Annotated in this window: 31 protein-coding genes and 1 pseudogene; 21 read left to right on the top strand and 11 right to left on the bottom strand. The window is 68.0% G+C overall.

Annotation, left to right across the window (positions count from 1 at the left end):
* Nucleotides 1–20: 20 nt before the first annotated feature.
* The gene (locus ACIOU8_RS14900) at nucleotides 21–1,472 is read left to right on the top strand and encodes a catalase (protein ID WP_400791037.1); all 1,452 of its coding nucleotides are present in this window, start codon (nucleotides 21–23) and stop codon (nucleotides 1,470–1,472) included.
* Nucleotides 1,473–1,585: 113 nt separating this feature from the next.
* A complete protein-coding gene (locus tag ACIOU8_RS14895) occupies nucleotides 1,586–2,395 on the top strand; it encodes an alpha/beta fold hydrolase (RefSeq protein ID WP_400791034.1) in 810 nt (269 codons plus the stop codon).
* A 6-nt stretch (nucleotides 2,396–2,401) separates the two neighbouring features.
* On the opposite strand, the gene msrA is transcribed toward ACIOU8_RS14895, so the two are convergent.
* Nucleotides 2,402–2,947 carry a peptide-methionine (S)-S-oxide reductase MsrA gene (gene msrA, locus ACIOU8_RS14890; protein WP_400791032.1) on the bottom strand — a complete coding sequence of 182 codons (546 nt, stop codon included), beginning with the start codon at nucleotides 2,945–2,947 and terminating at the stop codon, nucleotides 2,402–2,404.
* The gene (msrB, locus tag ACIOU8_RS14885) at nucleotides 2,944–3,414 is read right to left on the bottom strand and encodes a peptide-methionine (R)-S-oxide reductase MsrB (RefSeq protein WP_400791030.1); all 471 of its coding nucleotides are present in this window, start codon (nucleotides 3,412–3,414) and stop codon (nucleotides 2,944–2,946) included. The genes msrA and msrB overlap by 4 nt, the downstream gene beginning before the upstream one ends.
* A gap of 151 nt (nucleotides 3,415–3,565) precedes the next feature.
* On the opposite strand from msrB, the gene ACIOU8_RS14880 reads away from it, so the two are divergent.
* Nucleotides 3,566–4,483, top strand: coding sequence for a DUF808 domain-containing protein (locus ACIOU8_RS14880; RefSeq protein WP_400791027.1), 918 nt, complete (start codon nucleotides 3,566–3,568; stop codon nucleotides 4,481–4,483).
* Nucleotides 4,484–4,505: 22 nt separating this feature from the next.
* On the opposite strand, the gene ACIOU8_RS14875 is transcribed toward ACIOU8_RS14880, so the two are convergent.
* A complete protein-coding gene (locus tag ACIOU8_RS14875) occupies nucleotides 4,506–5,855 on the bottom strand; it encodes a DUF222 domain-containing protein (protein ID WP_400791024.1) in 1,350 nt (449 codons plus the stop codon).
* Nucleotides 5,856–5,920: 65 nt separating this feature from the next.
* On the bottom strand, nucleotides 5,921–6,676 hold the full coding sequence (locus ACIOU8_RS14870; RefSeq protein WP_400791021.1) for an SDR family oxidoreductase: 756 nt from the start codon (nucleotides 6,674–6,676) through the stop codon (nucleotides 5,921–5,923).
* Between the two features lie 165 nt (nucleotides 6,677–6,841).
* On the opposite strand from ACIOU8_RS14870, the gene sigJ reads away from it, so the two are divergent.
* Nucleotides 6,842–7,768 carry an RNA polymerase sigma factor SigJ gene (sigJ, locus tag ACIOU8_RS14865; RefSeq protein ID WP_400791018.1) on the top strand — a complete coding sequence of 309 codons (927 nt, stop codon included), beginning with the start codon at nucleotides 6,842–6,844 and terminating at the stop codon, nucleotides 7,766–7,768.
* Nucleotides 7,769–7,785: 17 nt separating this feature from the next.
* Here sigJ and ACIOU8_RS14860 read toward each other — a convergent pair whose 3' ends face one another.
* Complete coding sequence (locus ACIOU8_RS14860; protein WP_400791015.1) at nucleotides 7,786–8,691, bottom strand: serine hydrolase domain-containing protein; 906 nt, start codon at nucleotides 8,689–8,691, stop codon at nucleotides 7,786–7,788.
* Nucleotides 8,692–8,773: 82 nt separating this feature from the next.
* Between ACIOU8_RS14860 and ACIOU8_RS14855 the strand changes: the two genes are divergently transcribed.
* The 3 genes from ACIOU8_RS14855 to ACIOU8_RS14845 all read left to right on the top strand — a co-directional run bounded on the left by ACIOU8_RS14855 (nucleotide 8,774) and on the right by ACIOU8_RS14845 (nucleotide 11,513).
* The gene (locus tag ACIOU8_RS14855) at nucleotides 8,774–9,301 is read left to right on the top strand and encodes a GNAT family N-acetyltransferase (RefSeq protein WP_400791013.1); all 528 of its coding nucleotides are present in this window, start codon (nucleotides 8,774–8,776) and stop codon (nucleotides 9,299–9,301) included.
* On the top strand, nucleotides 9,298–10,035 hold the full coding sequence (pnuC, locus tag ACIOU8_RS14850; protein WP_400791011.1) for a nicotinamide riboside transporter PnuC: 738 nt from the start codon (nucleotides 9,298–9,300) through the stop codon (nucleotides 10,033–10,035). Before ACIOU8_RS14855 ends, pnuC begins: the two co-directional genes overlap by 4 nt.
* 92 nt (nucleotides 10,036–10,127) lie before the next feature.
* The gene (locus ACIOU8_RS14845; protein ID WP_400791008.1) at nucleotides 10,128–11,513 is read left to right on the top strand and encodes an LLM class flavin-dependent oxidoreductase; all 1,386 of its coding nucleotides are present in this window, start codon (nucleotides 10,128–10,130) and stop codon (nucleotides 11,511–11,513) included.
* Nucleotides 11,514–11,516: 3 nt separating this feature from the next.
* Here ACIOU8_RS14845 and ACIOU8_RS14840 read toward each other — a convergent pair whose 3' ends face one another.
* Nucleotides 11,517–11,951 (bottom strand): hypothetical protein, encoded by a 435-nt coding sequence (locus ACIOU8_RS14840; RefSeq protein ID WP_400791005.1) that lies wholly within the window; start codon nucleotides 11,949–11,951, stop codon nucleotides 11,517–11,519.
* Nucleotides 11,952–11,996: 45 nt separating this feature from the next.
* Nucleotides 11,997–12,176, bottom strand: coding sequence for a hypothetical protein (locus ACIOU8_RS14835; RefSeq protein WP_400791004.1), 180 nt, complete (start codon nucleotides 12,174–12,176; stop codon nucleotides 11,997–11,999).
* An 18-nt stretch (nucleotides 12,177–12,194) separates the two neighbouring features.
* Here ACIOU8_RS14835 and ACIOU8_RS14830 point away from each other — a divergent pair, with 18 nt between their 5' ends.
* From ACIOU8_RS14830 to ACIOU8_RS14795, 8 genes are all read left to right on the top strand, one after another.
* Complete coding sequence (locus ACIOU8_RS14830; protein WP_400791001.1) at nucleotides 12,195–12,725, top strand: carboxymuconolactone decarboxylase family protein; 531 nt, start codon at nucleotides 12,195–12,197, stop codon at nucleotides 12,723–12,725.
* 123 nt (nucleotides 12,726–12,848) lie between these two features.
* A complete protein-coding gene (locus ACIOU8_RS14825) occupies nucleotides 12,849–13,889 on the top strand; it encodes an iron-containing redox enzyme family protein (protein WP_400790998.1) in 1,041 nt (346 codons plus the stop codon).
* Complete coding sequence (locus tag ACIOU8_RS14820; protein WP_400790995.1) at nucleotides 13,886–14,092, top strand: CDGSH iron-sulfur domain-containing protein; 207 nt, start codon at nucleotides 13,886–13,888, stop codon at nucleotides 14,090–14,092. The genes ACIOU8_RS14825 and ACIOU8_RS14820 overlap by 4 nt, the downstream gene beginning before the upstream one ends.
* Nucleotides 14,093–14,279: 187 nt before the next feature.
* Nucleotides 14,280–14,957 (top strand): response regulator transcription factor, encoded by a 678-nt coding sequence (locus ACIOU8_RS14815; protein ID WP_400790993.1) that lies wholly within the window; start codon nucleotides 14,280–14,282, stop codon nucleotides 14,955–14,957.
* Nucleotides 14,958–14,973: 16 nt separating this feature from the next.
* On the top strand, nucleotides 14,974–16,281 hold the full coding sequence (locus tag ACIOU8_RS14810) for an ATP-binding protein (protein WP_400790990.1): 1,308 nt from the start codon (nucleotides 14,974–14,976) through the stop codon (nucleotides 16,279–16,281).
* Between the two features lie 436 nt (nucleotides 16,282–16,717).
* Nucleotides 16,718–17,566, top strand: coding sequence for a hypothetical protein (locus ACIOU8_RS14805; RefSeq protein ID WP_400790987.1), 849 nt, complete (start codon nucleotides 16,718–16,720; stop codon nucleotides 17,564–17,566).
* Between the two features lie 162 nt (nucleotides 17,567–17,728).
* Complete coding sequence (locus tag ACIOU8_RS14800) at nucleotides 17,729–18,031, top strand: hypothetical protein (RefSeq protein ID WP_400790985.1); 303 nt, start codon at nucleotides 17,729–17,731, stop codon at nucleotides 18,029–18,031.
* Between the two features lie 38 nt (nucleotides 18,032–18,069).
* Nucleotides 18,070–18,297 (top strand): RNA-binding S4 domain-containing protein, encoded by a 228-nt coding sequence (locus ACIOU8_RS14795; protein ID WP_201470604.1) that lies wholly within the window; start codon nucleotides 18,070–18,072, stop codon nucleotides 18,295–18,297.
* Between the two features lie 18 nt (nucleotides 18,298–18,315).
* On the opposite strand, the gene ACIOU8_RS14790 is transcribed toward ACIOU8_RS14795, so the two are convergent.
* Nucleotides 18,316–18,873: a dihydrofolate reductase family protein gene (locus ACIOU8_RS14790; protein ID WP_400790983.1), complete on the bottom strand. Its 558-nt coding sequence runs from the start codon at nucleotides 18,871–18,873 to the stop codon at nucleotides 18,316–18,318.
* Nucleotides 18,874–19,166: 293 nt separating this feature from the next.
* Here ACIOU8_RS14790 and ACIOU8_RS14785 point away from each other — a divergent pair, with 293 nt between their 5' ends.
* Both ACIOU8_RS14785 and ACIOU8_RS14780 read left to right on the top strand, forming a co-directional pair.
* Complete coding sequence (locus tag ACIOU8_RS14785; RefSeq protein WP_400790980.1) at nucleotides 19,167–20,063, top strand: SDR family oxidoreductase; 897 nt, start codon at nucleotides 19,167–19,169, stop codon at nucleotides 20,061–20,063.
* Between the two features lie 103 nt (nucleotides 20,064–20,166).
* Complete coding sequence (locus tag ACIOU8_RS14780) at nucleotides 20,167–20,952, top strand: DNA/RNA non-specific endonuclease (RefSeq protein WP_400790977.1); 786 nt, start codon at nucleotides 20,167–20,169, stop codon at nucleotides 20,950–20,952.
* Here ACIOU8_RS14780 and ACIOU8_RS14775 read toward each other — a convergent pair.
* Both ACIOU8_RS14775 and ACIOU8_RS14770 read right to left on the bottom strand, forming a co-directional pair.
* Nucleotides 20,949–21,359: a hypothetical protein gene (locus ACIOU8_RS14775; protein ID WP_400790973.1), complete on the bottom strand. Its 411-nt coding sequence runs from the start codon at nucleotides 21,357–21,359 to the stop codon at nucleotides 20,949–20,951. The two genes, ACIOU8_RS14780 and ACIOU8_RS14775, sit on opposite strands and share 4 nt — an antisense overlap.
* Complete coding sequence (locus ACIOU8_RS14770) at nucleotides 21,356–22,255, bottom strand: RNA polymerase sigma-70 factor (protein WP_400790970.1); 900 nt, start codon at nucleotides 22,253–22,255, stop codon at nucleotides 21,356–21,358. Before ACIOU8_RS14770 ends, ACIOU8_RS14775 begins: the two co-directional genes overlap by 4 nt.
* A 246-nt stretch (nucleotides 22,256–22,501) precedes the next feature.
* Here ACIOU8_RS14770 and ACIOU8_RS14765 point away from each other — a divergent pair, with 246 nt between their 5' ends.
* Together ACIOU8_RS14765 and ACIOU8_RS14760 are read left to right on the top strand one after the other, a co-directional pair.
* A complete protein-coding gene (locus ACIOU8_RS14765) occupies nucleotides 22,502–23,263 on the top strand; it encodes an SDR family oxidoreductase (protein WP_400790967.1) in 762 nt (253 codons plus the stop codon).
* A gap of 87 nt (nucleotides 23,264–23,350) precedes the next feature.
* Nucleotides 23,351–24,106 carry an SDR family oxidoreductase gene (locus ACIOU8_RS14760; protein WP_400790964.1) on the top strand — a complete coding sequence of 252 codons (756 nt, stop codon included), beginning with the start codon at nucleotides 23,351–23,353 and terminating at the stop codon, nucleotides 24,104–24,106.
* Nucleotides 24,107–24,363: 257 nt separating this feature from the next.
* Here the strand turns inward: ACIOU8_RS14760 and ACIOU8_RS14755 are convergent.
* Nucleotides 24,364–24,693: pseudogene (locus ACIOU8_RS14755) on the bottom strand (aquaporin family protein); the annotation flags it as partial.
* Between ACIOU8_RS14755 and ACIOU8_RS14750 the strand changes: the two are divergent.
* Together ACIOU8_RS14750 and ACIOU8_RS14745 are read left to right on the top strand one after the other, a co-directional pair.
* On the top strand, nucleotides 24,680–25,312 hold the full coding sequence (locus tag ACIOU8_RS14750) for an ArsR family transcriptional regulator (protein WP_400790961.1): 633 nt from the start codon (nucleotides 24,680–24,682) through the stop codon (nucleotides 25,310–25,312). The pseudogene ACIOU8_RS14755 and the gene ACIOU8_RS14750 sit on opposite strands and share 14 nt — an antisense overlap.
* 21 nt (nucleotides 25,313–25,333) lie before the next feature.
* Nucleotides 25,334–25,795, top strand: coding sequence for a low molecular weight phosphatase family protein (locus ACIOU8_RS14745; RefSeq protein WP_400790958.1), 462 nt, complete (start codon nucleotides 25,334–25,336; stop codon nucleotides 25,793–25,795).
* Nucleotide 25,796: the final 1 nt, after the last annotated feature.

The raw sequence follows: 25,796 nt of genomic DNA, 5'->3' as shown, positions 1-25,796 counted from the left end.
GCGCGCAGAAGGAGAAGAACATGACCGACCCATCGACCACCACCCAGACGGGCACACCCGTCGCGAGCGACGCCCACTCGCTCACCGTCGGAGCAGACGGCCCCACGGTCCTGCACGACCGTTACCTCGTCGAGAAGCTCGCGTCGTTCAACCGCGAGCGCGTGCCGGAGCGCAACCCGCACGCCAAGGGCGGTGGAGCCTTCGGAACCTTCACCGTGACCGAAGACGTGTCGGCCTACACGCGCGCGGCGGCCTTCCAGCCCGGCGCTCAGAGCGAGACGCTGCTGCGCTTCTCGTCGGTCGCCGGCGAGCAGGGCTCGCCCGACACCTGGCGTGACGTGCGCGGATTCGCACTGCGTTTCTACACACCCGAGGGCAACCTCGACATCGTCGGCAACAACACCCCGACCTTCTTCATCCGCGACGCGATGAAGTTCCCCGACTTCATCCACTCGCAGAAGCGCCTCGGCGACTCGGGCCTGCGTGACGCCGACATGCAGTGGGACTTCTGGACCCTCTCGCCCGAGACCTCCCACCAGGTCACGTATCTGATGGGCGACCGTGGCCTGCCTCGCAGCTGGCGCCACATGAACGGCTACGGCTCGCACACCTACCAGTGGGTCAACGCCGCCGGCGAACGCTTCTGGGTGCAGTACCACTTCCTGTCGAAGCAGGGCGTCGAGGCGATGAGCGCCGAAGAGGCCGAGAAGCTCGCAGGATCGGATGCCGACTACTACCGTCGCGACCTGTTCGACGCGATCGCGAACGGCGACGCCCCCTCGTGGGATGTCTACGTGCAGGTCATGCCCTACGACGAGGGCAAGACCTACCGCTTCAACCCATTCGACCTGACGAAGACCTGGTCGAAGAAGGACTACCCGCGCATCAAGGTCGGCACGTTCACGCTCGACCGCAACCCGCAGAACTTCTTCGCCGAGATCGAGCAGGCCGCGTTCTCGCCCGGCAACCAGGTGCCCGGCACCGGCATCTCGCCCGACAAGATGCTCATGGCCCGCGTGTTCGCATACTCCGACGCGCAGCGGTATCGCATCGGCGCGAACTACAACCAGCTTCCGGTCAACCAGCCGCACGCGGCTGAGGTGCGCAACTACATGCACGAGGGCCAGATGCAGTACAAGTTCAACCCGGCCGAGCACCGCGTCTACACGCCGAACTCGTACGGTGCTGCCGGCGGCCCGACCGCCGATCCGGCCGCCGGTGTCGAGGCGAGCTGGGAGTCGGATGGCGAGCTGATGCGCGCCGCCGCGACCCTGCACCTCGACGACGACGACTTCGGTCAGGCGGGCACGCTGTACCGCACGGTCTTCGATGACGAGCAGCGCGCGCGCTTCCTCGAGACCCTGACCGGTCAGGGACAGGGCATCACGATCGATGCGATCCGCGAGCGCTTCTTCCAGTACTGGACGAACGTCGACGCATCGCTGGGCGAGGCTCTGCGCGCTCGCTTCTGAGTCGCGGCTGCCACCATTCCGGGGGCCGACACACCAGACGACGGACCGCTTCGGCGGATCCGCTCGACATCTGGCGTGTCGGCCCCCGGTCTGTGTGCGACGGCAGGAGGACAATGGATGCCGTGGCTGTTCCTCTCTCCGACCTGACCAACATGCCCGAACCCCAACAGGTGTATGCGGCTGACGGCACTCGCCTCGCGACGTACACGTGGGGCGAGATCGATGCTCCGGTGGTGGTGATCGTGCACGGCTTCGCGTCGAGCGCCCGCGACACCTGGGTGCTCACGGGCTGGGTGCGTGAGCTCACCAAGGCCGGATACCGCGTGCTCGCACTCGACCAGCGAGGCCACGGACACAGTCAGAAGCCGCATCAGGCCGACGCCTACGGCATCCGCACCCTGGCGACCGACGTCGAGACGGTCATGGATGCATACCTCGTCGACGAAGCTCTCTACGTCGGATACTCGCTCGGTGCGCGGGTCGGCTGGGAGGTCGTTCGTGATCTTCCGCATCGCATCGGGCGTGCCGTGCTCGGCGGGGTGCCCGACGGCATCCCACTCGCGAGGCTCGATCTCGATCAGGTGCGCGCGTACCTGACCGACGGCACCCCCGTGTCGGATGCGACGACGCAGAACTACATCACGCTGACCGAGCGGGTTCCAGGCAACGACCTCGGCGCACTCGTGGCTCTGGCCGAGGGGATGCGGTCGTCACGGACGATCGACCCGGATCCGTCGAACGCGCCCGCCAGCCCGATCCTGTTCGCGACGGGGTCGAAGGACGCGATCATCGAGGGCTCACGCGCACTCGCTGCCGCTGCGCCTCAGGGGCAGTTCTTCGAGATCCCGGACCGCAATCACTTCAACGCTCCGGGATCCCGCGCCTTCAAGGAAGCGGCGCTGGCTTTCTTGAAGGCGAGCTGACCTTCGTCAGACCGTCGCGCTCTGCTCGCGCTTCGGCAGCACCCATCCCGCACGCGGGAAGTGGCAGGTGTAGCCGTTGGGGTACTTGATCAGGTAGTCCTGGTGCTCTTCCTCTGCCTGCCAGAACGGACCCGCGGGCTCGATCGTGGTCACGGCCTTGCCCGGCCACAGACCCGAGGCATCGACATCGGCGATGGTGTCGCGCGCGACGGCCTCCTGCTCGGGGCTGAGCGGGAAGATCGCCGAGCGGTAGCTCGAGCCGATGTCGTTGCCCTGACGGTCCTTCGTCGAGGGGTCATGGATCTGGAAGAAGAACGCGAGGATGTCGCGGTAGGTCGTCTTGGTGGGGTCGAAGACGATCTCGACCGCCTCGGCGTGACCGGGGTGGTTGCGGTACGTCGCGTGGTCGTTCTGGCCGCCGGTGTAGCCGACACGGGTGTCGAGCACGCCGGGCTGGCGGCGGATCAGGTCTTCCATGCCCCAGAAGCAGCCGCCGGCGAGCACGGCGGTCTCGGCTCCGGGGGTGCGGGTGATTGTTCCGGTGTCGGTCATGACTGCTCCTCAGAGGTGGGGGTGGTGGGGAAGAGGTGACGGTAGCGACCGTACCCCTCATCTTCCAGGCTGTCAGCCGGGATGAAGCGCAGGGCCGCGGAGTTCATGCAGTACCGGAGCCCTCCTGCATCGCGGGGTCCGTCGTCGAAGACGTGCCCGAGGTGGCTGTCGGCGCCGGTGGACCGCGCCTCGGTGCGCGTCATCCAGAGCTTGCGGTCGGTGCGCGTGGTCACGGCATCGACCTCGATGGGCTTGGTGAAGCTCGGCCATCCGGTGCCGCTGTCGAACTTGTCGGTCGACGCGAAGAGCGGCTGGCCCGAGACGACGTCGACGTAGATGCCGTCGTCGTGGTTGTTCCAGTACGCGTTGCGGAAGGGCGGCTCGGTGGCGTCCTCCTGCGTCACCTCGTACTGCAGGTGCGTGAGGTCGCTGACCGCCGCGGGGTTCTTGCTGTACTCGTTCGACATGATCTGACTCCTTGTCTGACGCGGCTGGCTGCAGCGTCATAGAGGAGAACCAGGAGCGTGCCGGTTTTGGTCCCGTAGGACTGTGAGCGGGCTGTGAGTTTGAAAGGAGTCGATAGAGTTGCTCAGCCACACACACCCCAGGGAGACGAACATGTCGGTTGGACTGCTCGCCGTCGTCGATGACATCCTCAGCGCCGCTATGAAGGCCTCGGCCAAGGCTGCCGGCGTCGTGATCGACGATGCCGCGGTGACCCCGCAGTACGTGCAGGGCATCACGCCCGCCCGCGAGCTGCCGGTGGTCGCGAAGATCGCTCTCGGATCTCTCGCCAACAAGTTCGTGATCATCATCCCGATCGCGCTGCTGCTCACCGCCTTCGCGCCGTGGGTGCTGCCGTATCTGCTGATCCTCGGCGGCGCGTACCTGTGCTTCGAGGGCGCCGAGAAGGTGCTCGAGTGGTTCGGCGTGCAGCACGGTCACGCCGACGAGAGCGACCGCAACGAGAACAAGCTCGTGTGGGGCGCGGTGCGCACCGACCTGATCCTGTCGACCGAGATCATGCTGATCTCGCTCGCGAACCTCGAGGCCGGTCTCGACATCTGGACCACTCTCGCGATCCTCGCGGTGATCGCCCTGCTGATGACCGGCGTCGTCTACGGCGCGGTCGCCCTGCTCGTGAAGATCGATGACATCGGTCTGAAGATGGCGAAGAACCCGGTCGCACGCGTCCGCCACACGGGAATGCGCATCGTGCGCTCGATGCCCGCGGTCTTCCGCTTCATCAGCATCCTCGGCACGGTCGCGATGCTGTGGGTCGGTGGCCACCTGCTGCTCGTGAACCTCGGCGAGGTGGGCGTGCACTTCGGTGCCGACATCCTGCACGGCATCGAGCACGTGCTCGAGCCGGCCGGTGGCGTCATCGTCTGGATCGGCGACACCCTCTTCTCGGCCATCGCGGGCCTGATCGCGGGGCTGATCATCGTCGGGATCATCCTGGGAATCGGGCGTCTGATCGGCAAGAAGCCGAACTTCCACGAGGGCGAGGAATCCCCCGCCGCCGTGCACGTCTGAACCGCACCCCGCAGAATCGTCGTCAGGCGGCGATGTCATAACGGGCCCGGCCCCCGAGGCGCGGAGTCCTCGCAAGATCGATGCTTCGAGGCGGGATCAGCCATACCCGTGCCGCGGCCCCGATGCCCTCTATGCGGATGTCCCAGCCGTTGTCATGGATTCGGTGATGACACGACTCACACAACAGCACTCCGTTGTTCAGGTCGGTGGGTCCGCTGTCTCGCGCCCACCACCTGATGTGGTGCGCCTTGGTCATCTGCGGCGGAAGACCGCACATCGCGCATCCTCCGTCTCTCTCGACAAGAGCCAGCCGCTGCGCGCGGGTGAAGAGTCGCCTCTCGCGCCCCCAGTCGAGGATCTCCCCCGCTGATCCGAGAACCGCCGGGATGATCCCGCCACCCGCGGCCATCCGGCGGCACGTGCTGACACTCACGGGCTGGTCACTGCCGTCGATCGTCGCGCTGCCCTCGCCAGAGGTGAGCTGATCGAGGCTCACGCGCACCACGACGGTCGCACCCGATGCAGGCATCCCGCCGTTGTCGCAGGCGATCGCATGCTCGCAGATGGCGGACAGCGCATCGGCCTGGATCATCGCGACGGAGCGACGATCGGCATCCGGCGCATCGGGGTCGGTCGCCGTGATCCGCGACTGAAATGAAGCCGCCACGTAGGCCTGGATCGCAGCCTTGATCGGTGCCCCCGAGGCGATGTCGGTCTGCAGCACGAGGTGAAGCGAGCCGTCGCGCTCGAACATCGTCAGGGAACGCCGGTCGCGGGCCTCTCGCTCTTTGGGTGCGACGCCGTCTGGGTCGAGCCAGGCTTCGGCACGGGCCACCAGCTTGCCGACGTCGGCGAGGGACATCCCCGCCGCGCGCGCCACGAGCAGACGCTCGGCCTCTTCGACCCGAGCCGACCCCACTTTGATCCGAATGCGCTCGAGCAGGCTGACGATGAGCGCGGCGGCCGCGATGGATATCTCTCCTGCGGCGAGCGCCGACGCCAGCGCCGGATACCGCGCGGGCAGGACCTCACCCAACAGGTTCGTACGCGGGGCCGCTGCCTGGCCGACCGCGATGAGTCGCTTGGCGTCGCCCGTCGAGCCGCCCGTATTCGCGGCGATCATCACCGCAGCACTCCGGTATCCGTGCTTCTTTGCGAACCCGTCTGGGCCGAGTTCCGATCGCGACTCGTGCGCGATCGTCGCCGCAAGCTCGGCGTGGAGCCCGTCGAGGCATCGCTGCGCCTGGCTCACCGCACGGTGCGCCTCGAGCAGTTCGTCCCGGGACAGATCGGTGCCCTTCTCCGCATCCGCCCAGACATCGTCGAGGCGCTCGATAGCCTCAAACAACGACATCAGACGGGGACTAGACATGCCTTAAGTTTAGAAGATATGTTCGAATCTCGGTCGATATGCCGACATTCGATCCGAGGCGAGGCCTACTCCCCGCGCACGTGATCCTCGCTGCCCAGCCACTCGTCGAACGTGACCTCACCCTGCACAGCATCCGCACCTCCGCGCAGCGATCCCGAGGCCAACCCGCGCCAGTAGGCCCCAGGCAGCCGCACCCCCAGCACCCGCCGCTGCACACCGTCGAACGCCAGTTGCCGCCGGGCGAGATCGACCAGCACCTCATCCCGCGGCCCCACCAGGTCGGAAGCGCGCCCCACCGCCCCAGCCTCGGCGACCCGCACCAGATGCGCGCCGACCTCGCGCGCCGCCACGGGCCGCATGAGCAGCTTCGGCACGACCGCCACAGGGCCGGACATCCCCGAAAGCACCTGTCCCGCGAACTCGTGGAACTGCGCCGCCCGAGCGATCGTGAACGGCACCGACCCCGCAGCCACGGCTCGTTCCTGCGCCAACTTGCCCGCATAGTACGAGGCGTCGATGTCATCGATCCCCACTATCGACAGCGCGACGTGATGCCCGACGCCCGCGCGGTCCTCTGCGGCCAGCAGATTGCGGGTCGCCGTCTCGAAGAACTTCACAGCCTTCGCAGCCGACAGCGTGGTCGTGTTCGTGACGTCGATCACGGCGTCCGCCCCGTGCAACGCCGCGTCGAGCCCCCCACCCGTGATCACATCGGCGCCGGCCGACCGTGACAGCACCACCACGTCGTGCCCCGCGTCGCGCGCCGCCTCGACGACGTGCCGACCGACCACCCCTGTTCCTCCGGCGACCGCGATCCTCATTCGACTCCCTCTCTGCCTCCGGGGCGCACGTCCACGCCTCCTGCACAAGATGACGAATCAGCATCCGAGAACGTGAGGCCTCACACTCCGCCCTGCTCCGTCGTCATATCCTGCGAAGGCACCCGCGCGAAAGCACGGCGACCGCGACACCCGGAGGAGACATCCATGGACGACGACCTCGACGACGTCTTCCGTGAACGCCGCCGCCTGCTCGCCCTCGGCTATCGGATGACGGGAACACTGGCGGATGCCGAGGACGTCGTGCAGGAGACCTATCTGCGCTGGTACCGGCTCACCGAGGGTGAACGCGCGGCGATCTCGAACCCCGCCGGGTGGCTCACGACGGTGGCCGGCCGCGTCGCGCTCGACCTTCTGGGCTCAGCCCGGCGCAGACGCGAGCAGTACGTCGGGCCATGGCTGCCGGAGCCCGTTCCGGCCGAGCTCTTCGCGGGAGCGATCGGATCGCGCACAGCGACGACGTCTGAAGATCCCCTCGATCGCATCACCCTCGACGACGACGTCTCGACTGCGCTGCTCGTCGTGCTCGAGGCGATGACTCCGGCTGAGCGCGTCGCCTTCGTGCTGCATGACGTCTTCGCTGTGCCCTTCGACGAGATCGCCGAGGCGGTCGGCCGTTCCTCCGCCGCGGTGCGGCAGCTCGCGTCATCCGCTCGTCGTCACGTGCGAGAGAACCGGTCCACCGCTGTGCCCCGCGCCGAGCACGACCGGGTCGTGAGGGCATTCCAGGACGCCACGCGAACCGGCGAGATCGGCGCCCTCCTGAGATTCCTGGCACCCGATGTCGAGCTCCGCAGCGACGGCGGCGGCGTGGTCAGCGCGGCACGCAACGTCGTGAGCGGTGCCGACAACGTCGCGCGCTTCCTGCTCGGAATCGCGACCAAGAACCCGCACTTCACCGTCGAGGAGCGGCAGTTCGGCGACGGGCTCGGCCTGGTTTTCCGAGACGAAGGGCGGGTGCACTCGGTCATGAACCTGCATGTCGAGGCGGGTGTGATCACCCAGCTGTGGATCGTGCTCAACCCCGCCAAGCTCACCTCCTGGAATCCCGCGCAGCAGGAGATCACGGAGTGAGCGCCGAGGATCAGCCGTCAGCCACCCGACACCTCCCCGCCTGACACGGCTTCGACTACGGCATCCGCCGCGATCTCGACGAGCCGCTGATCGCTCTTCTCCTCGTGCGCCGTGATCGTGACGACCGCATCGGCAGCGTCATCGATGAAGACGTACTGTCCATACCGCCCGTCCAGGCGCCAGCCGTCTCCCGGCCCACGCCAGGCGGCGAGCCCGTAGGAGGAGTAGAGGCCACCCGCCCCCGTGGAGACCCAGTCGGAGTGCATCCGATCGATCCAGCGCTCCGACACGATGCGGTCGTCCCCGAAGCGGCCCCCGTCGCGAAGGACCCGACCGATCCGCGCGAGCTCTTCCGTGCGCAGTTCGAGCCCGCTTCCGCCGACGATCCAGCCGAGGGGGCACCTCATCCACTGCGGGTTGTGGATTCCGAGGGGCTGGAACAGTCGGGGCATCAGCCACTCCCGCACATCCCCGACGACCGCCGCGAGCATTCTCATGGCGACGTAGGTGCTGGCGTCCGAATACTGGAAGTGCCCGCCCGCACCCCTGCTCGGTCGAGCGAGCATCTCGAAGGCGAGGTCGGGCCAGGACACCTCCTGATCCCCGAACCACTCGAAGTCGATTCCACTCGTCATCGTGAGGAGATGCTCGAGCGTCACCGCTTCGGCACCTGCACCTAGTTCGGGCACGTCCAGCACGTCGACAGCGCGGGTATCGAGCGACAGGATGCCTTCGTCGACGGCGATGCCAGCCGCCAGTGCGCTCACTCCCTTCGACACCGAGTAGAGATTCACCCGATCGTCGCTGCGCCACCGGTGCTGTGCGGACTCGTGACCGACGAGCACATGAAGTCCGTAGGCGCCCAGCTGCTCGTCGTCGACCGCGTGGACGATGCGGTCGCGAACCGTTTCAGCGAGAGACATGACGCCAGTCTCCCGCATCCGACGCCCCGGCATCCTGCTACCGTCGTGCAGTGCGTATTCGAGCGCAGATGCAGGAGACCCGATGAGCGACCACCAGATCCGGGATGCCGAGACCGCCGATCTCGAGGCCATCACCGCCATCCACAACGATGAGGTGCTGAACACGACCGCGATCTGGAACGAAGAGGCGGTCACGGTCGAAGACCGCGCCGCCTGGCTCGGCGATCGACAGCAGAAGGGCTACCCGGTGATCGTCGCGGTCGACGAGTCCGGTGTGCTCGGCTATGCGACCTTCGGAGACTGGCGCCCGCACAGCGGCTACCGGCACACCGTCGAGCACTCGGTCTACGTGCGCGACGGCCAGCGTGGTCGAGGCATCGGCAAGGCGCTCATGATCGAGCTCATCCATCGCGCCCGCACGCTCGGCAAGCACGTCATGGTCGCGGCGATCGAGAGCAGCAACACGGGGTCGATCATCATGCACAAGCGCCTCGACTTCATGCAGGTCGGACGGATGCCGCAGGTCGGCACCAAGTTCGATCGTTGGCTCGACCTCACGTTCCTGCAGCTGGTGCTCGACCAGCGACCCTTCCCTGACGAGACGAAGTGAACGTCTTCCTCTGGCTCGTCGACGCGTTCAACTCGCAGTGGGTGCTGCCCGGCGGGCAGGTACTGCTCGTGCGCGAGGTGGTGGGCAACGCGTTCGGACTCGCCAGCGCCCTCGGCGGTATGCAGCGCAAGATCTGGGCGTGGCCGGTCGGCATCGTCGGCAACCTGCTGCTGCTCACGGTGTTCCTCGGATCCATCCTCAACCCCGACCATGAGCTGCCCCATCTTCTGGGTCAGGCCGGGCGCCAGGTGATGTTCATCGTCGTCGCCATCTACGGCTGGGTGCGCTGGCGTCAGGCCGCGTCCTCGGGCGGCCGGGTCACTCCGCGCTGGGCGCCGAACAGCGCCCGCATCGGCCTCGTGCTCGTGATGGTGATCGGCACGATCGCACTGACCCCGCTCTTCCGCGCCCTCGGCTCGTGGGAGCCGGTGTGGGCAGATGCGTGGACCTTCGTCGGCTCCCTGCTCGCCACCTACGGCATGGCCAAGGGGTGGACCGAGTTCTGGCTCATCTGGATCGCCGTCGACGTCGTGGGTGTGCCACTGCTGTTCAACTCGGGCTTCTACGCGACCGGGCTGATGTACGTGTTCTACGGCGTCTTCACGGCGGTCGGATTCGTGGTCTGGTGCCGAGCACAGGCGAATGCCAAGCCCCAGGTCGAGACGATCATGCCCGACCCGCGTCCGATCACCTCCACCACGAAGACCATCGATGGCGACCGGGACCGCGACTGACCCGACTGGATGCGGCCGGGCCGGCCGACGAATGTGTCGCCCCGTGTCGCCGGGGCTGACACGGGCCACCTCGGCAGGTTTTGCTTGTCCCCATGAGCCGCCAGATCCGCTTCAACGCCTTCGACATGAACTGCGTCGCCCACCAGTCGTCCGGTCTGTGGCGGCATCCTGACGACCGTTCACGTCAGTACAACACCATCTCGTACTGGACCGATCTGGCGAAGCTGCTCGAGAGCGCGACCTTCGACGGCATCTTCATCGCCGACGTGCTCGGCACCTACGACGTCTACGGCGGCACCAACGAGGCCGCGATCCGCAACGGCGCGCAGGTTCCCGTGAACGACCCGATCCTGCTGGTGAGCGCGATGGCCGCCGTCACCGAGCACCTCGGGTTCGGCATCACGGCGGGCACCGCCTTCGAGCATCCGTACCCGTTCGCCCGCCGCCTGAGCACGCTCGACCACCTGACCGACGGACGCGTCGGCTGGAACGTCGTGACCGGCTACCTGCCCAGCGCCGCCCGCAACATGGGCCAGCACGATCAGCTCGCCCACGATGACCGCTACGACCACGCCGACGAGTACACCGAGGTGCTCTACAAGCTGTGGGAGGGCTCGTGGGAAGACGACGCCGTCGTCGAAGACCGCGAGCGCGGCATCTTCACCGACCCGTCGAAGGTGCACCCGATCGGCCACGAGGGCAAGCACTTCAGCGTCCCCGGCATCCACATCTCCGAGCCGTCGCCGCAGCGCACCCCGGTCATCTATCAGGCCGGAGCCAGCCCACGCGGAGTGAAGTTCGCGTCGGAGAACGCCGAGGCGATCTTCGTCGCCGCGCCCTCGAAGGAGGTGCTCGCCGGCACCGTGAAGCGCATCCGCGACGCGTTGGAGGACGCGGGTCGAGACCGCTACGACGCGAAGATCTACACGCTGCTGACGGTGATCACCGGTGCCACCAGTGCGGATGCCGCAGCGAAGCACGCCGAGTACCTCTCTTACGCGAGCCCCGAAGGCGCACTGACCTTCATGTCGGGCTGGATGGGCGTCGACCTCTCGCAGTATGCCGAGGACGAGCCCGTCGGAAACGTCGAATCCAACGCGATCCAGTCGGTGCTGCAGCACCTCAAGGAGGAGGCCGACCTCGGACGCGAGTGGACCGTCGGAGACTTCGGCCGTCACAACGCGATCGGCGGCCTCGGCCCGACCATCGTGGGCTCGGGCGTCGAGATCGCCGACGAGCTGCAGTCGTGGGTCGAGGAGACCGACATCGACGGCTTCAACCTCGCCTACGCGGTCACTCCCGGCACCTGGCAGGACGTGATCGAGCACGTCATCCCGGTGCTCCGCGAGCGCGGCGTCTACCCGAACGAGTACACGCCGGGCACGCTGCGCAACAAGCTGCAGGGCAAGGGCGACCGCGTGCAGGACACGCACCGTGCGGCGCGCTATCGGGTCGGAGCGAACGCCCCGGTCGCCTGAGCCTCAGAGACCTCGCGTGGGCGCGGATCGCTCGCGCGTCGACGACCGATCGGGGATCAGCAGCACGATCCCGAGCGCCAGACTGATCCCGAGCGCGACCATCTCGCCGGTCGCCGACGCGGGCGACATGTGCTCGAGATGCCACGCGTGATACGCGAAGTGCAGTCCACCGAACACGCTCCAGGCGAGGCCCAGCACTCGGAAGACGATCGCGCTTCGCCAGATCAGCCCGCCGACGCTGGCTGCGGCGAGCGCGAGGTACATGGCCCCGACGTCGCGGATCAGATGCTCGTTGTACGGGCCATCGACCGAGACCCATGAGCCGAGCACCCCGGGGAACGAGTCGTAGAAGCTCTGCGGCGCGAAGTAGGCCCACCCGCCGACGAACAGACCGAGCAGGGCCGAGAACGCAAGGGCGTAGGTGTGGAGTTGTCTCATACCCCTACGACGAAGCCCGACCTCGAAATGTGAGGTCGGCGGCCGTCAGTCGGCCTTCGAGCTGAACAATCCGCGCAGCACCAGGAACACCACGACCGCGACGACGGCGACGATCGCGAGCTTGGCGATGAACCAGAGGATCGAGAACAGCGCGCTGACGATCCACCAGGCGATCACCACGGCGAGGACGACGCCGACGATGGTCCAGAGCGAGTTCTTGTTCATGGTTCCAGCCTAGGCGGCGTGGCGACGTCACAGATCCCGATGCTGCGTCGTCAGTGTTCATGCGGGCGCATCTCGCGCCCCGTGAGCGAAGGAGACGACGTGTCGCACGTCAACATCGGCAAGGTCTATGCAGCCCCGTACAAGGCGATGCTCGAGTTCAACGCCCAAGCGGTCGCCGCAGGAGAGGATGCCGGGCTCTCACCGCTGCTCGTCGAACTGGTCAAGGTGCGGGCGTCGCAGCTCAACGGGTGCGCGTTCTGCCTCAGGATGCACGCCGCCGATGCCGTCAAGGCCGGCGAGACGGCCGACCGCCTGGCCGTGCTCGCCGGCTGGTGGGAGTCGCAGTACTTCACAGCCGATGAGCAGGCCGCCCTGCAGATCGCCGAGAACGTGACGCTGATCGGCGACCACGGCCGCCTCGCGGATCGCGGAGTCGACGTCGAGGGGGTGCTCACCGAGAAGCAGATCGCCGCCGTGACCTGGCTCGCCGTGGTCATCAACAGCTGGAACCGCATCGCGATCAGCAGCCACTACCCCGTGCACGGCTGATCGAGCGACGGCGAGGCGGACGGGCGGATGCGAGCTGCATCCGCCCGTCCGCATCCCTTCCGCATCCGATGCGTCGCCGTCAAGACCCTTCTCGGGAGGCGGATCGGGGGCGAGACTTCGAGCATGTCTGCACCGGCCCTCATTCCGTCCGCCCTCCACGGCATCGCCGCCCGCGGCCCGCTCAGCGACGGCATCATCCGTCGACTGACCGGAGACGACGTCGACGACCTCGGCGCCCGGGCCGAGGCCGCGCTCGCCACCAGTGACGACGTCGTGCGCGACGACGACATTCAACTCGCGCTCTTCGTGCTGTACGCCTCGTCGTACGGATCTCTGTCCGAGCTCGATCCGGCCCTCGAGTGGGACCCGGCGCTGATCGCCACGCGGGGACTCCTCGAGCACGCGTTCGAGCGGGCACTGCGAGCGACTGTGCCGGCCCCTGAGCTGCCGGAGCCGACCGTGGATGCCGTCGGCCGCGCGCTCTTCGCCCTCGCCGAGGCCGACACCGGGCCGAGCCTCTCGCGCTACGTCGCGAAGAAGGCCACGGAAGAACAGATGCACGAGTTCTTCATGCAGCGCTCGATCTACACTCTGCGCGAGGCCGACCCGCACTCGTGGGCGATCCCCCGCCTGACCGGTCGACCCAAGGCGGCGCTCGTCGAGATCCAGTCCGACGAGTATGGCGGAGGGCGCCCCGACCGCGTGCATGCGACGATCTTCGCGCGGGCGATGCGCGGGGCGGGCCTCGACGACACCTACGGTGCCTATGTCGACGACGTGCCGGCGATCACCCTCGCCTCGCTCAACTCGATGTCGATGTTCGGTCTCAACCGCCGTCTCGTCGGAGCGATCGTCGGGCATCTCGCTGCGTTCGAGATGACCTCGTCGATCCCGAACCGGTTCTACGCCGACGGCCTGCGACGACTCGGCTTCGCTGAGGACGTGACCGACTACTTCGACGAGCACGTCGAGGCCGATGCTGTGCACGAGCAGATCGCAGCGCGTGACCTCGCGGGTGGGCTGGCCGAGGACCGCCCCGACCTGCTGCCCGACATCATGTTCGGCGCAGCAGCCTGCCTCACGGTCGACGGCTGGGCAGCCGGGCACATGCTCGACTCCTGGACGCACGGAGAGTCTTCGCTGCGAGAGCGGGACGCGCGATGAACGAGGCGCAGGATGCGGTGACGATCACGGCGTACCCCGACGGTCCGCTTCTGGTGCGGGGCGCGGCGGTGCTCGAGACCTCCGACGGCGAGCCGATCGAGGTCACGCGGCGCACCGTGGCGCTGTGCCGTTGCGGACTCTCGACGATCAAGCCGTTCTGCGACGGCACACACAAGGCCGCAGGCTTCCGCACCGACGCCTGATCTCGTCGGGAGGAGCGCTGCGCCCCGGGAGGAGAACTGCGCCCCGGGAGGAGTCTCAGCGGCATTCTCTCCTCCCGTAGGAGGGTTCTCCTCCCGAGGGCGCAAGAGGGAGACCCCGAGCCCGCGCATGAGCCCCATCTGACCTCGCTTCAGCCCGGATTCAGCGTGCGCCCGCCACACTGGAGGAATGCGGATCCTGGTGGTTGACGACGAGGTGCGGTTGGCCGACGCCGTCCGCCGGGGACTCGAGGCCGAGGGGTTCGCGGTCGACGTGGCGAACAACGGCGTCGACGGGCTCTGGCGTGCGCGCGAGACCCGATACGACGCGATCGTGCTCGACCTCATGATGCCCGGCATGAGCGGCTGGAAGGTGTGCGAGGCGCTGCGCGCCGAGGAGAACTGGACGCCCGTGCTCATGCTCACCGCGAAGGACGGCGAGTGGGATCAGGTCGAGGCGCTCGAAACCGGCGCCGACGACTACGTCACGAAGCCGTTCTCGTTCGCGATCCTCGTCGCCCGCATCCGCGCCCTCGTGCGGCGGGGCGCCGTCGCCCGCCCGGCCGTCCTCGAAGCCGGAGACCTGAAACTCGACCCCTCGTCTCATCATGTCTGGCGGGGTGAGACCCCGGTCACGCTGACCGCCCGCGAATTCGCCGTGCTCGAGCACCTGATGCGTCATCGAGGTCAGGTGCTCTCGAAGCGCGAGCTGATCGACGGCGTATGGGACGACGACTTCGACGGCGACCCCAACATCGTCGAGGTCTACATCGGCCACCTGCGCCGCAAGCTCGACAAGCCCTTCGGACGCGAGGCGATCGAGACGATCCGCGGCGCCGGGTACCGATTGGCGGCCGACGGTGGCTAGACGCGCGTTCAGATCGGTGCGCGCCAGGACCACCCTCGGCGCGACCCTGGTCGTGGCCGTCGCGCTGCTCATCGGGGCGTTCTCGTTCTACGGCATCCTGAGTTCCAGCATTCACGCGAGCGCCGAGCGTGCCGCCGAGCAGCGCCTCGACGAGCTCGCTGAACGATTCGACGGGCCCGGAGGGGGCCCAGGCGGCGAGCGCGGCGTCGACTCTCTCGACGACGAGATCGTGCAGATCGTCGGCGGCGACGGATCGGTGCGTGCCGCCAGTGAGGATGGGCGCGACGAACTGGGATCGACCGCTCTGCCGGTCTCCGACGGAGCGCAGACCCTGACGATCGGCGGCGAGCCGATGCTCGTGGTCTCCGACGGCATCGAGGACGACGACACCCTCGTGCTCGCGGTCTCGATCGAAGACGGGGTCGAGACGCTGTCGACGGTCGCGCTGCTGCTCGCGATCGCCGTGCCACTGCTGCTGCTGCTCGTCGCCGTCACCACCTGGCTCGTCGTCGGACGAGCCCTCCGACCGGTCACCCGCATCCGCCAAGAGGTCGACGGGATCACCGCCGAGCACTTGCATCGGCGGGTCGAGGTGCCGCCGTCGTCGGACGAGATCGCTGCGCTCGCGACCACCATGAACCGGATGCTGGATCGCCTCGACGCGTCGGCGACGGCTCAGCGCCGTTTCGTCTCGGATGCATCGCACGAACTGCGCTCACCGCTCGCGACGATCCGTCAGCATGCCGAACTCGCGCAGGCGCACCCGACCACCACGAGCATCGGCGAGCTCGCGGAGGTCGTCTCTGATGAAGGACTCCGGCTGCAGGGCATCGTCGAGTCACTGCTGTTGCTCGCCCGACTCGACGAGGGCGGCGGAACGCACGACGAGGCGATCGACCTCGACGACCTCGCGCTCGGCGAGGTGCGCCGGCTGCGGTCGCGGGGGGTGGAGGTCGATGGGTCCGGCATCCGGGCGGCCCGGGTCACCGGAGATCCTCGCCTTCTCGGCCAGCTGCTGCGCAACCTCGCCGACAACGCCGCCCGTCACAGTGCGGGACGCGTGGCGATCAGCGTGATTCCGCAGGACGCCTGGGTGTTCGTGACCGTCGAGGACGACGGCGCAGGGGTGCCCGCCGACGAGCGCGAGCGCATCTTCGAGCGCTTCGTGCGGCTCGATGAGGCCCGCAGTCGGGATGCCGGAGGCAGCGGTCTCGGCCTCGCGATCGTGCAGGGCATCGCCGTGGCCGGCGGCGGGACGGTCTCGGTCGACGCCTCGCGCAGGGGCGGTGCCCGCTTCGTGGTGACGCTGCCTCTCTCGGACTGACTCTGTCTCGGCATCCCGTCCGCAGGTCGAGCCCTTCTTCGGCATCCGGTCTATGTGCGGGCCGAACCTCCTTCGGCATCCGGTCCCGGTCCCGTCTGCAGGACCGAAGCACGGATGCAGGAGCAGACACCGGTTCTCATCCCACATCCGTGCCTTGATCCTGCAGACGGCACAGACCCCGGGCCGGTCGACCCCCGGGCCCGTCGACACCCGGCCTGGGCGAGATCCCATCCGTCTGCAGGACCGAAGCACGAATGCAGGAGCAGACACCGGTTCTCATCCCACATCCGTGCCTGGACCCTGCAGACGGCACAGGGAAGCACAGGGAAGCACAGGGACACCCGGGCCGGTCGACAACCGGGCCGGTCACCGCTTCCTGAAGAACTCTTCAGGACGCTTCAGGGTGGCTTCAGCACCGCCGGGAGAGCATCGAGACATGAACGACAAGAACCCGAACCCCGACCAGACGCCCGAGAACCTCCCCGCCAACTCGACTCCGCCGGCACCGCCCGCGCCCCCTGCCCCGGCGCAGGCCCACGACGCCGAGACCGTGCCTGTCGCACCGCTCGCCGCTGACACCGACGCTCCGGCATCCGCTCCCGCAGCCCCCGCGAAGCGCGGACGCAAGCGCGCCCTGCTCATCGGCGGCGGAATCGCGGCCGCAGTTGTTCTCGCCGGCGGCGGCGTGGCCATCGGAGCAGCGATCGGAGACGAGTTCGGCGACGACGACGACCGCCCCTCGGTCTCGGACGGCCCCCGCGGCGATGCCGATGACCACGGCGGACAGCCGGGCGGCGACCGCGACGACCGCGACGACGACGACCGCGACGACGAGCAGGGCGCGCCGCAGGGCGGAGGCCCGGTCACCGGAATCGGCACGGACTCGGCCGACGAGCTCGTCGAGATCGCGGATGCCGCCCGCGGCGCAGCCGACGGCGGCGTCACCTCGATCGACGCGAAGCGCGACGGCACCTGGGAGGTGCAGCTGACGGCGGCGAACGGCAACGAGACCGAGGTGCGTGTGGATGCCGACCTCGCGGCCACCATCGTCTCGACCGAGCAAGACGACGATGACTCCGCCCCCACGAGCACCCTCGACGAGGCGGCCATCCGTGCACTCGTCGACGCCGCGCTGGCCGAGGCCGACGGCATGATCACCGACCTCGACGCCGACAACGATGAGGTCAGCCCCTACGACGCGTCGGTGCTCACGAGCGACCGTCGCTCGATCGACATCGACTTCAGCGCCGACTTCGCGGTCGGCGGCACCGACATCGCCGACTGAACGACCCGCGTCGTTCTTCGAGCCGCCGGCCCTTCGGGGTCGGCGGCTCGACGCATCTCTGACGAGTTCGGCACTTTCGCATCATGATCCGTTCACCGTGCGGTCTGTGTAGGTGGGTACGGTCTGGATCGCAGACCGAAGATGCTGTCGTCAGGGGAATCCATGCCGGTCACGGTGCACACGTACTTCTACACTCCCGCGCAGGCGGACTCCGTCGTGCGGGTGCTGCAGCAGCTCACGACAGAACTGAGGAACGTCGAGTGGCGGGTCGCCGATGGCCGTTCCGTGGCGTTCAGCACACGACGGACGCTGTTCGGCGGGCCCGCCGACGTGAGGGTCGTCGCGACTCCCATGACCACGGGCGGATCCGACGTGAGGATCGCGCTGCAGTCACCCACCCGGCACCGGATGACCGCGAAGGCGGCCGACCGGCTCAGCGAACGGATCCAGCGGGCGCTCGGCTGATCGGCGCCGACCCGCATCCGGCGGCTACCATTTCAGTCATGACGAATTCCGGCCGCATCGACGATGTCTCCATCGGCGGCGAGATGATCCGCCTCGGCCAGTTCCTGAAGTACTCGGGGCTGCTCGACTCGGGCGGCAACGCCAAGGAGGTCGTGATCGACGGGTTCGTGAAGGTCAACGACGAGGTCGATCGTCGCCGGGGCCGTCAGCTGCACGACGGCGACCTGGTCACCTTCGAGGGCCGCACCGTTCGCGTGCGCCCCTGATCTCGGCAACCGTACCGGTCACCGCCGCATCGCGTAGCGGAGGAACATCACCCCGCTGCGGAAACGCCGATCGTCGAGCAGCTCGAGATCGACGTGCACACCGCCCGGGAAGAACGGTTGGCCGCCCCCGACGATCCCGGGGCCGATGAACAGGCCGAACTCGTCGACCAGGCCGGCGCGGATCGCCTCGGCGGCGAGGGTGGGTCCGTCGACCGTGAGGTCGCGGTCGGATTCGGCTTTCCAGCGTTCGATGGCCTCAGGATCGAACGTGCGCTCGATCCGCGTGCGCTCGCTCGACACCTCGGCGAGCGTCTTCGAGAAGACGACCTTGTCGGCCGCCTGCCACACCCGTGCGTAATCTATGCCGACCTGCGGCTGATCGGGCTCGAGGTGGGCAGTCTCCCAATAGACCATCGTCTCGTACATGCGCCGACCATAGAGATACGTGCCGACGTCGGCGAACTGCCGGTTGATGAAGCCGTGCAGCTCTTCATCGAGCGCCCAATCGAATCCCCCGTGGGGCCCGCTGACGTATCCGTCGAGCGACGTGATCATGGAGTAGATGAGTCGGGCCATGCGGCGAGGCTACTCCGGGCGCCGGGGGTTGGTCGACCCCCTCGCCTCTGGCCCTCTCGGGAGGAGAACTGCGCCTCGGGCTGCCGGCCCTCTCGGGAGGAGAACTGCCCCTCGGGCTGAGGAATCCGGCGAATCTCTCCTCCCCAAGAGCAGTTCTCCTCCCCACGCGGCGTCGGACCATACCCGGCTCCCCCTTAGCGACCTGAGTCCCGAGACGCAAGGCGCTGGCCTACGTCACGACCTCGGCGCACGCTGTGGACATACCCCCAGACCAGCGATCGAGAGGACACACCATGTCTCGCGACCAGTACACCTTCGTCAACCCGGCCGAGCTCTACTCCGACATCGAGCCCGAGAAGCAGCACATGCCCGAACCGGGCCTCGACGCCGACCTCACCCCGACGGCCGACCTCGGCGAGGAGAGCTACCGCGGCACCGGCCGACTCACCGGTCGCAAGGCTCTCATCACCGGCGGCGACTCGGGCATCGGAGCGGCGACCGCGATCGCCTTCGCCCGCGAGGGCGCCGACGTCGCGCTCTCCTACCTGCCCGAAGAGGAGGAGGATGCTGCGCGCATCGCCGGCATCCTTCGTGACGCCGGCGCCACCGTCGCGCAGATCCCCGGCGATCTGCGCGACCCCGAGTACTGCCGCACTCTGGTGGCTGAGGCGGTCGGCGCGCTCGGCGGCCTCGACATCCTCGTCAACAACGGCGGCAAGCAGGTCTACCAGGAGTCGCTGACCGACATCACCGACGAGCAGTTCGACGACACCTTCAAGACCAACGTCTACGCGATGTTCTGGGTCACGAAGGCGGCGCTGCCGCACCTGCCTGCAGGGTCGACGATCATCAACACCACGTCGATCCAGGCGTACTCGCCGTCGGGGATCCTCGTGGACTATGCGTCGACCAAGGCAACGATCAACGCGTTCACGAAGGGCCTCGCCGACCAGCTCGCGCCCAAGGGCATCCGCGTCAACGCTGTGGCTCCGGGCCCGATCTGGACTCCGCTGCAGCCGAGCGACGGACAGCCGCAGGAGAAGCTCCCGGAGTTCGGTGAGGACACGCCTCTCGGGCGTATGGGGCAGCCGGCCGAGCTGGCACCCGCCTATGTGTTCCTCGCCTCGGCCGAGTCGAGCTACGTCGCCGGCGAGACGCTCAACGTCAACGGCGGCATGCCCACCCCTTGAGCCGCTGACCGCGAACGCCTCCTCCCGAGTCGCACTCGAGAGGAGGCGTTCCCGCGTTCGGCAGCTCCATGGCGATGTCGGTGACACGAGGCAATATGACGGTATGGCAGACGGATACGACCTCGACTTCCTCCCGACGCGTGTTCCCCTGCCCCGGCCGGCACAGGATGCGACGGAGCTGACCTATCCACGCTTCACGGTGCTGCTCGACGGCCGCCGTCGGCTGGCCGCTGTGACGGGCGTGAACATCGACGGAGCGCTGCTGCGCGAAGTACCACGCACCGGCGAGTGGCGGCTCGACCCCCGTGTGCGGTCCGAACTGCAGACGGGACCCGACGTCTATTCGCGCAACGACCTCGACCGCGGCCATCTCGTGCGGCGGGTCGATCCGGGATGGGGCGATGTCGAGGAGGCGAGGGATGCCACCGAGGCGACCTTCTTCTATCCGAACGCCGCCCCGCAGGCGGCCGGATTCAACCAGTCGAAGGAGCTCTGGCTCGGGCTGGAAGACCACGTGATCGAGTATGCCGAGACGACCGATCAGCGTGTCTCGGTGTTCACCGCTCCTGTGCTGGGCGACGGCGATCCGCCCTATCGCGGCATCCGCATCCCGCTCCGGTTCTGGAAGATCGCGGCCTGGCAGGCGTCCGATGGTCTGTCAGCCGCCGGGTTCGTGCTCGATCAATCCGAGCTCGTCGAGAGCCCGGACGGCATGCTCGCTGCGCCGCCGCTGGGTGCGTTCCGCACGTTCCAGGTTCCGATCTCCGAAGTCGGCCGGGTGACGGGGCTCGACGTGGGGCCGTTGCTCAATGCCGATGTGCTCGCCCGGCGCACTGCCCGATCGACGGAGTGGCGGCCGCTGGTCTCAGCATCCGACATCACGCTCTAGCCGTCGACACTGAGATTCCAGTGCCTGAGCTTGTCGGGATTGCAGACGACCCAGACGGTCGCCAGCAGCCCGGATCTCGCCTCGGTCGACACCGCCGCGACGACTCTGTCGTCGCGCACGATCACGAAGCCGGGCGCGCTGTTGATCGAGGCCATCACGACCGCGGTCCCGGTCGTCATCAGTGCTGCCAATGCTGCGGATGCCGCGATGCGCCCCTCGACGAGAGCGGACGACTCCGGCATCCGACCGCCACTGTCGACGATCAGCACCGAATCGGCGCGCAGCACCGCACGGATGCCTGACAGATCGCCCTCAGCCAGTGCGACCGCCAATTCGGCGACAGTGGTCTGAGCGGCCGCATCACGATGTCTCCGACGCAGCCGCGCCGGGTCCTGCCCGCGGCTCATGCGGAGACCGCGGTGACGTGCCGGAGCTTGTCGGGGCTCATCACCCAGAGGAGCTGCTCGATGCCCTGGTCGGAGGTCGTGACCGTCACGATCGTGGTGACTTCGCCGCCCTCGGCGAGCGTCGCGGCCGGCTGCCCGTTGACCTCCACCCAGTCCACCGACTTGCCCGTCCAGAAGTGGTGAGCGAACGCCGCGACGAACTTCGCCACGCGCCCGCGGCCGATCACGGGGATCCGTGCGGCGAGCTTCACGCCGTTGCCGTCGGTGTAGCTGACCACGTCATCGGCGAAGAGCTTCTCGAGCTCCTGGGCGTCGCCCTTCTGGGCCGCGGTCAGAAACGCCTCGAGCAGGCGCCGCTGGTGCGTCGGCTCGACGGTCGCCTGCTTCTCCGACGACAGATGCGCGCGGGCTCGGCTCACCAGCTGTCGAGCGCTCACCACACTCGACGAGATGACCTCGGCGATGCGCGGATACGGGTAGTCGAACGCCTCGCGCAGGATGTACGCCGCGCGCTCGGTCGGGGTGAGTTTCTCGAGGGTCATCAGGATCGCGAACTGCAGCGCCTCGGCGCGCTCAGCCCCGAGCGCCGGGTCGTCGTCGGTGTTGACGGGCTCCGGCAGCCAGGGCCCGATGTAGGTCTCCCGCTTCGCGTGGGCCGATTGCAGCACGTTGATCGACAGACGAGTCGTGATGGTCGTGAGGAAGGCCGCAGGCTCCCGTACCTGCGACCGATCGGTGTTCTGCCAGCGGATCCATGTGTCCTGGACGATGTCCTCCGCGTCAGCGACCGTGGCCAGCATCCGGTACGCGATGCCGAAGAGGCGTCGCCGATGGGTGGCGAACACCGCCAGCGCGGTATCGAGGTCGCCCCGAGGTCCGTCGTGCTCTTCGCTCATCGCGATCACGTCTCCACTCTCCTCCCGTTCACGGAGCGGCGGCAAGCGTGCGCCACCACCATCCGGCCGACCCGGCCCTTGAGATGTATGACAGCGCAGCGTCTCGAAGTGTGACGGAGCGACAGGTGCTGCTCGGCCCCGGCGGTTCTCGCCGGCAGAGAGGCGAGCTGTCACATCCGTGATCGCTACCCGGTCAGACAAGTACACGCGGACCCCCGCGTGATCCCCATCGACCACAGGAGCGACATGAGAATCACGGTAATCGGCGGCACCGGGCTGATCGGCACCCGGGTCGTCCGGATCTTGAACGACCGCGGACACGACGTGGTGGCAGCCGCACGAGCGACAGGCGTGAACTCCTTCACAGGTGAGGGTCTTGCAGATGCCCTGGACGGCGCATCGGTGGTGGTCGACGTGTCGAACTCGTCGTACACCGACGGCGCCGGCGCTCAGGAGTTCTTCTACACCTCGACCCTCAACCTGCTCGCATACGGCCAGGCAGCGGGTGTCGCGCATCACGTGGCGCTGTCCGTCGTGGGCACCGACCGGCTCGCGCGCGCGCAGGGCGGGTACTTCGTCGCCAAGGAGCAGCAGGAGAGCCTCATCACGGCGTCCGGTCGCCCGTTCACCCTGGTGCACGCGACGCAGTTCTTCGAATTCATCCGGAGCATCACCGACCACGCCATGCGAGAGGGCGCGGCGCACATCGCCGATGTGCTCGCGCAGCCGATGGCCGCGGACGACGTCGCGCGCGCCGTCGTCGAGGCGGCACTCGCGGAGCCTCTCTTCGGCACGGGCGAGTTCGGCGGCCCCGAGGTGTTCAGCCTGAAGGAACTCGCCTCGCTCGACCTGCGCTCTCGTCAGGACGACCGCGAGGTGGTCGCGGATCCGCTCGGCACCTACTTCGGAGCGCATCTCGGCGCGCGCGACCTGTTGCCCGAGGCTACGGCGACGCTCGCACCCACCAGGTATCACGATTGGCGCGTGCAGGCCCCCGGGGCCGCCTGAACGACGGAGGTCGTCACATCCTCGGCCGCTGCTCGGTCACCCCTGACAGACGCCACCACCGGCGTCGCTCACACGAAAGGCTTGGACATGGCAAAGATCGTCGTCATCGGAGGCACGGGACTCATCGGCTCGAAGGTCGTCGCGAACCTGACCGAGCACGGCCACGAAGCCGTCGCCGCGTCACCGAACACGGGTGTGAACTCGCTCACCGGCGAAGGCCTCGACGAGGTGCTCATCGGTGCCGACACCGTCGTCGACGTGTCGAACTCCCCCTCATTCGCGCCCGACGACGTGATGGAGTTCTTCACCACGTCGACGAGCAACCTGCTCGCGGCCGAGGTCGAGGCGGGCGTGGAGCACCACGTCGCCCTGACGATCGTCGGCACGAACCGCCCGCAGCACATCGGATACTTCGCCGCGAAGGTCGCTCAGGAGAAGCTCATCCGCGACTCCGGCATCGCCTACTCGCTCGTGCACGCCACGCAGTTCTTCGAGTTCGTCGGCAGCATCGCCGACATCTCCACAGAGGGCGACACCGTGACCCTTCCAGGCGCGCTCATCCAGCCGATCGCCGCAGACGACGTCGCCACCGCAGTCGCTCGTTCAGCCGTCGGAGTGCCGATGGGCGACATCGAGATCGCGGGACCCGAAGCCTTCGGCATGGACGAGTTCGCACGCCGCGCGCTGGCCTTCCGTGGCGACCCCCGCACTGTCGTGCGCGATGACAGCGCCCCGTACTACGGAGCGGTGATCGAGGAGCGCACGCTCATCCCTGTCGAGGGCGCACAGATCTTCAAGACGACGCTTGAGGAGTGGCTGCCGCGGAACCCGCCTCGCAAGTAGCGAGGGGCGCGCCAGCTGAGCACATGACGGCCGCGGGAACTGCACCGATCAGCCGCATACCCGTCATCGATAGGGCTTGTGCGGCGAGGCGGCTGGTGCCACGCTTGCCACACAGTTCTGTCGCGCTGTAACGCGACAGCTGGGGTGCCGTCCATTGACGGCATCGGATGGGGCGCCCTTTCTGCCGCCTCCCCCGTGGTGGGGGCGTCCCGTCCTCCCCTGAATCGACCGACGATCCCCGCTGACCGGCGATGCTTTCAGAGCTGGGTTTCGAGGTGCGGGGGAACCACGACACGATCAGCGGTGCGGACGGCCGTCGGGTAGAGGACGAGCAGGAGCGCGAGGCCGAGAGCGGCTCCGACGACCTGCGCGAGGATGAACGGGACCACCGAGCCGGGTGCGATGCCGGCGAACGTGTCTGTGAACATGCGAGCAATCGTCACAGCCGGATTCGCGAACGACGTCGAGCTCGTGAACCAGTACGCCGCACCGATGTAGGCGCCGACCGCGGCAGCCGTCGCCGATGCCGTGCCCGTGCGGGCGAGCGCGAAGATCAGCAGCACCAGACCGGCGGTGGCGACGACCTCGGGTGACGCGTCCCGCCTGCGGATCGTCGACCTGCTGACGCTGGGTGATCTGTCCCCCACCGAGATCCGCGTAGCACTGGGGGTTCCGGCGAACCTCATCACGCATCACCTGAATGCGCTCGAAGCCGTCGGGATCGTGGCACGCTCGCGGTCGGAGGCCGACAAGCGGCGCAGCTACGTCCACCTGACCGACACCGCACTCCACGGACTCACGCCGGGTCGAGTCGAGCGCGCGAGCCGAATCGTGTTCGTCTGCACCGCGAACTCAGCCCGATCCCAGTTGGCCGCCGCTCTGTGGTCGGCCCACAGCAGCATCCCCGCATCCTCCGGGGGGACGCACCCGGCCGAGCGGATCGACCCCGGCGCAGTGGCGGCGGCAGATCGCCACTCCCTCGATCTGCCCGATGGGTCGCCCCGCGCTCTGGATGCCGTGTTGACCGACTCCGACTTCGTGGTGACCGTCTGCGACAACGCGCACGAAGAGCTCGGCGTCTCGGGTCACCTGCACTGGTCGATCCCCGACCCGGTGCGCGTCGGCTCGGTCGACGCCTTCGACACCGCCTATGACGAGCTGGAGCGCCGGATCATCCAGCTCGCGCCCCGTCTCGCCGCGAGCTGAATCCCATCAGAAGGAGAACCCGTGACCGACACCAGTCCGACCGTCCTGTTCATCTGCCAGCACAACGCCGGCCGCTCGCAGCTCGGCGCCGCGCTGCTGCAGCACCTGGCCGGTGACCGCTTCGTCGCGACCTCCGCCGGGCTCTCACCCTCAGACGAGGTGAATCCGGCAGTGGCCGCCACGGTCGCCGAGCTCGGCATGGACATCACCGACCGGGTACCCCGCGCCGTCTCGAGCGACGACCTCGATGCGGCCGATGTCGTGGTGCTGATGAAGCCAGGGCTCACCCTGCCATCCACCCCCCAGCGGCGAGGTGCTGGAGTGGTCGTTCCCGAACCCCGAGTCGTGGGATGCCGACGCGGTGCGCCCGCTGCGCGAGGCCGTCGCCGAGAAGATCCGGGAGACGCTGCTCACGCGCTGAGCTCGAGGGCCCGGCGGCGAACGGCTGCTTCGCGAGACGGCTGCGGACGGCGCGCTCGGTGAG

The sequence above is a fragment of the Microbacterium sp. NPDC087589 genome (assembly GCF_044743635.1).
Lineage (GTDB): Bacteria > Actinomycetota > Actinomycetes > Actinomycetales > Microbacteriaceae > Microbacterium.
Note: the sequence above shows the minus strand (reverse complement) of the source record. Positions and strands in the feature narration are given on the sequence as shown.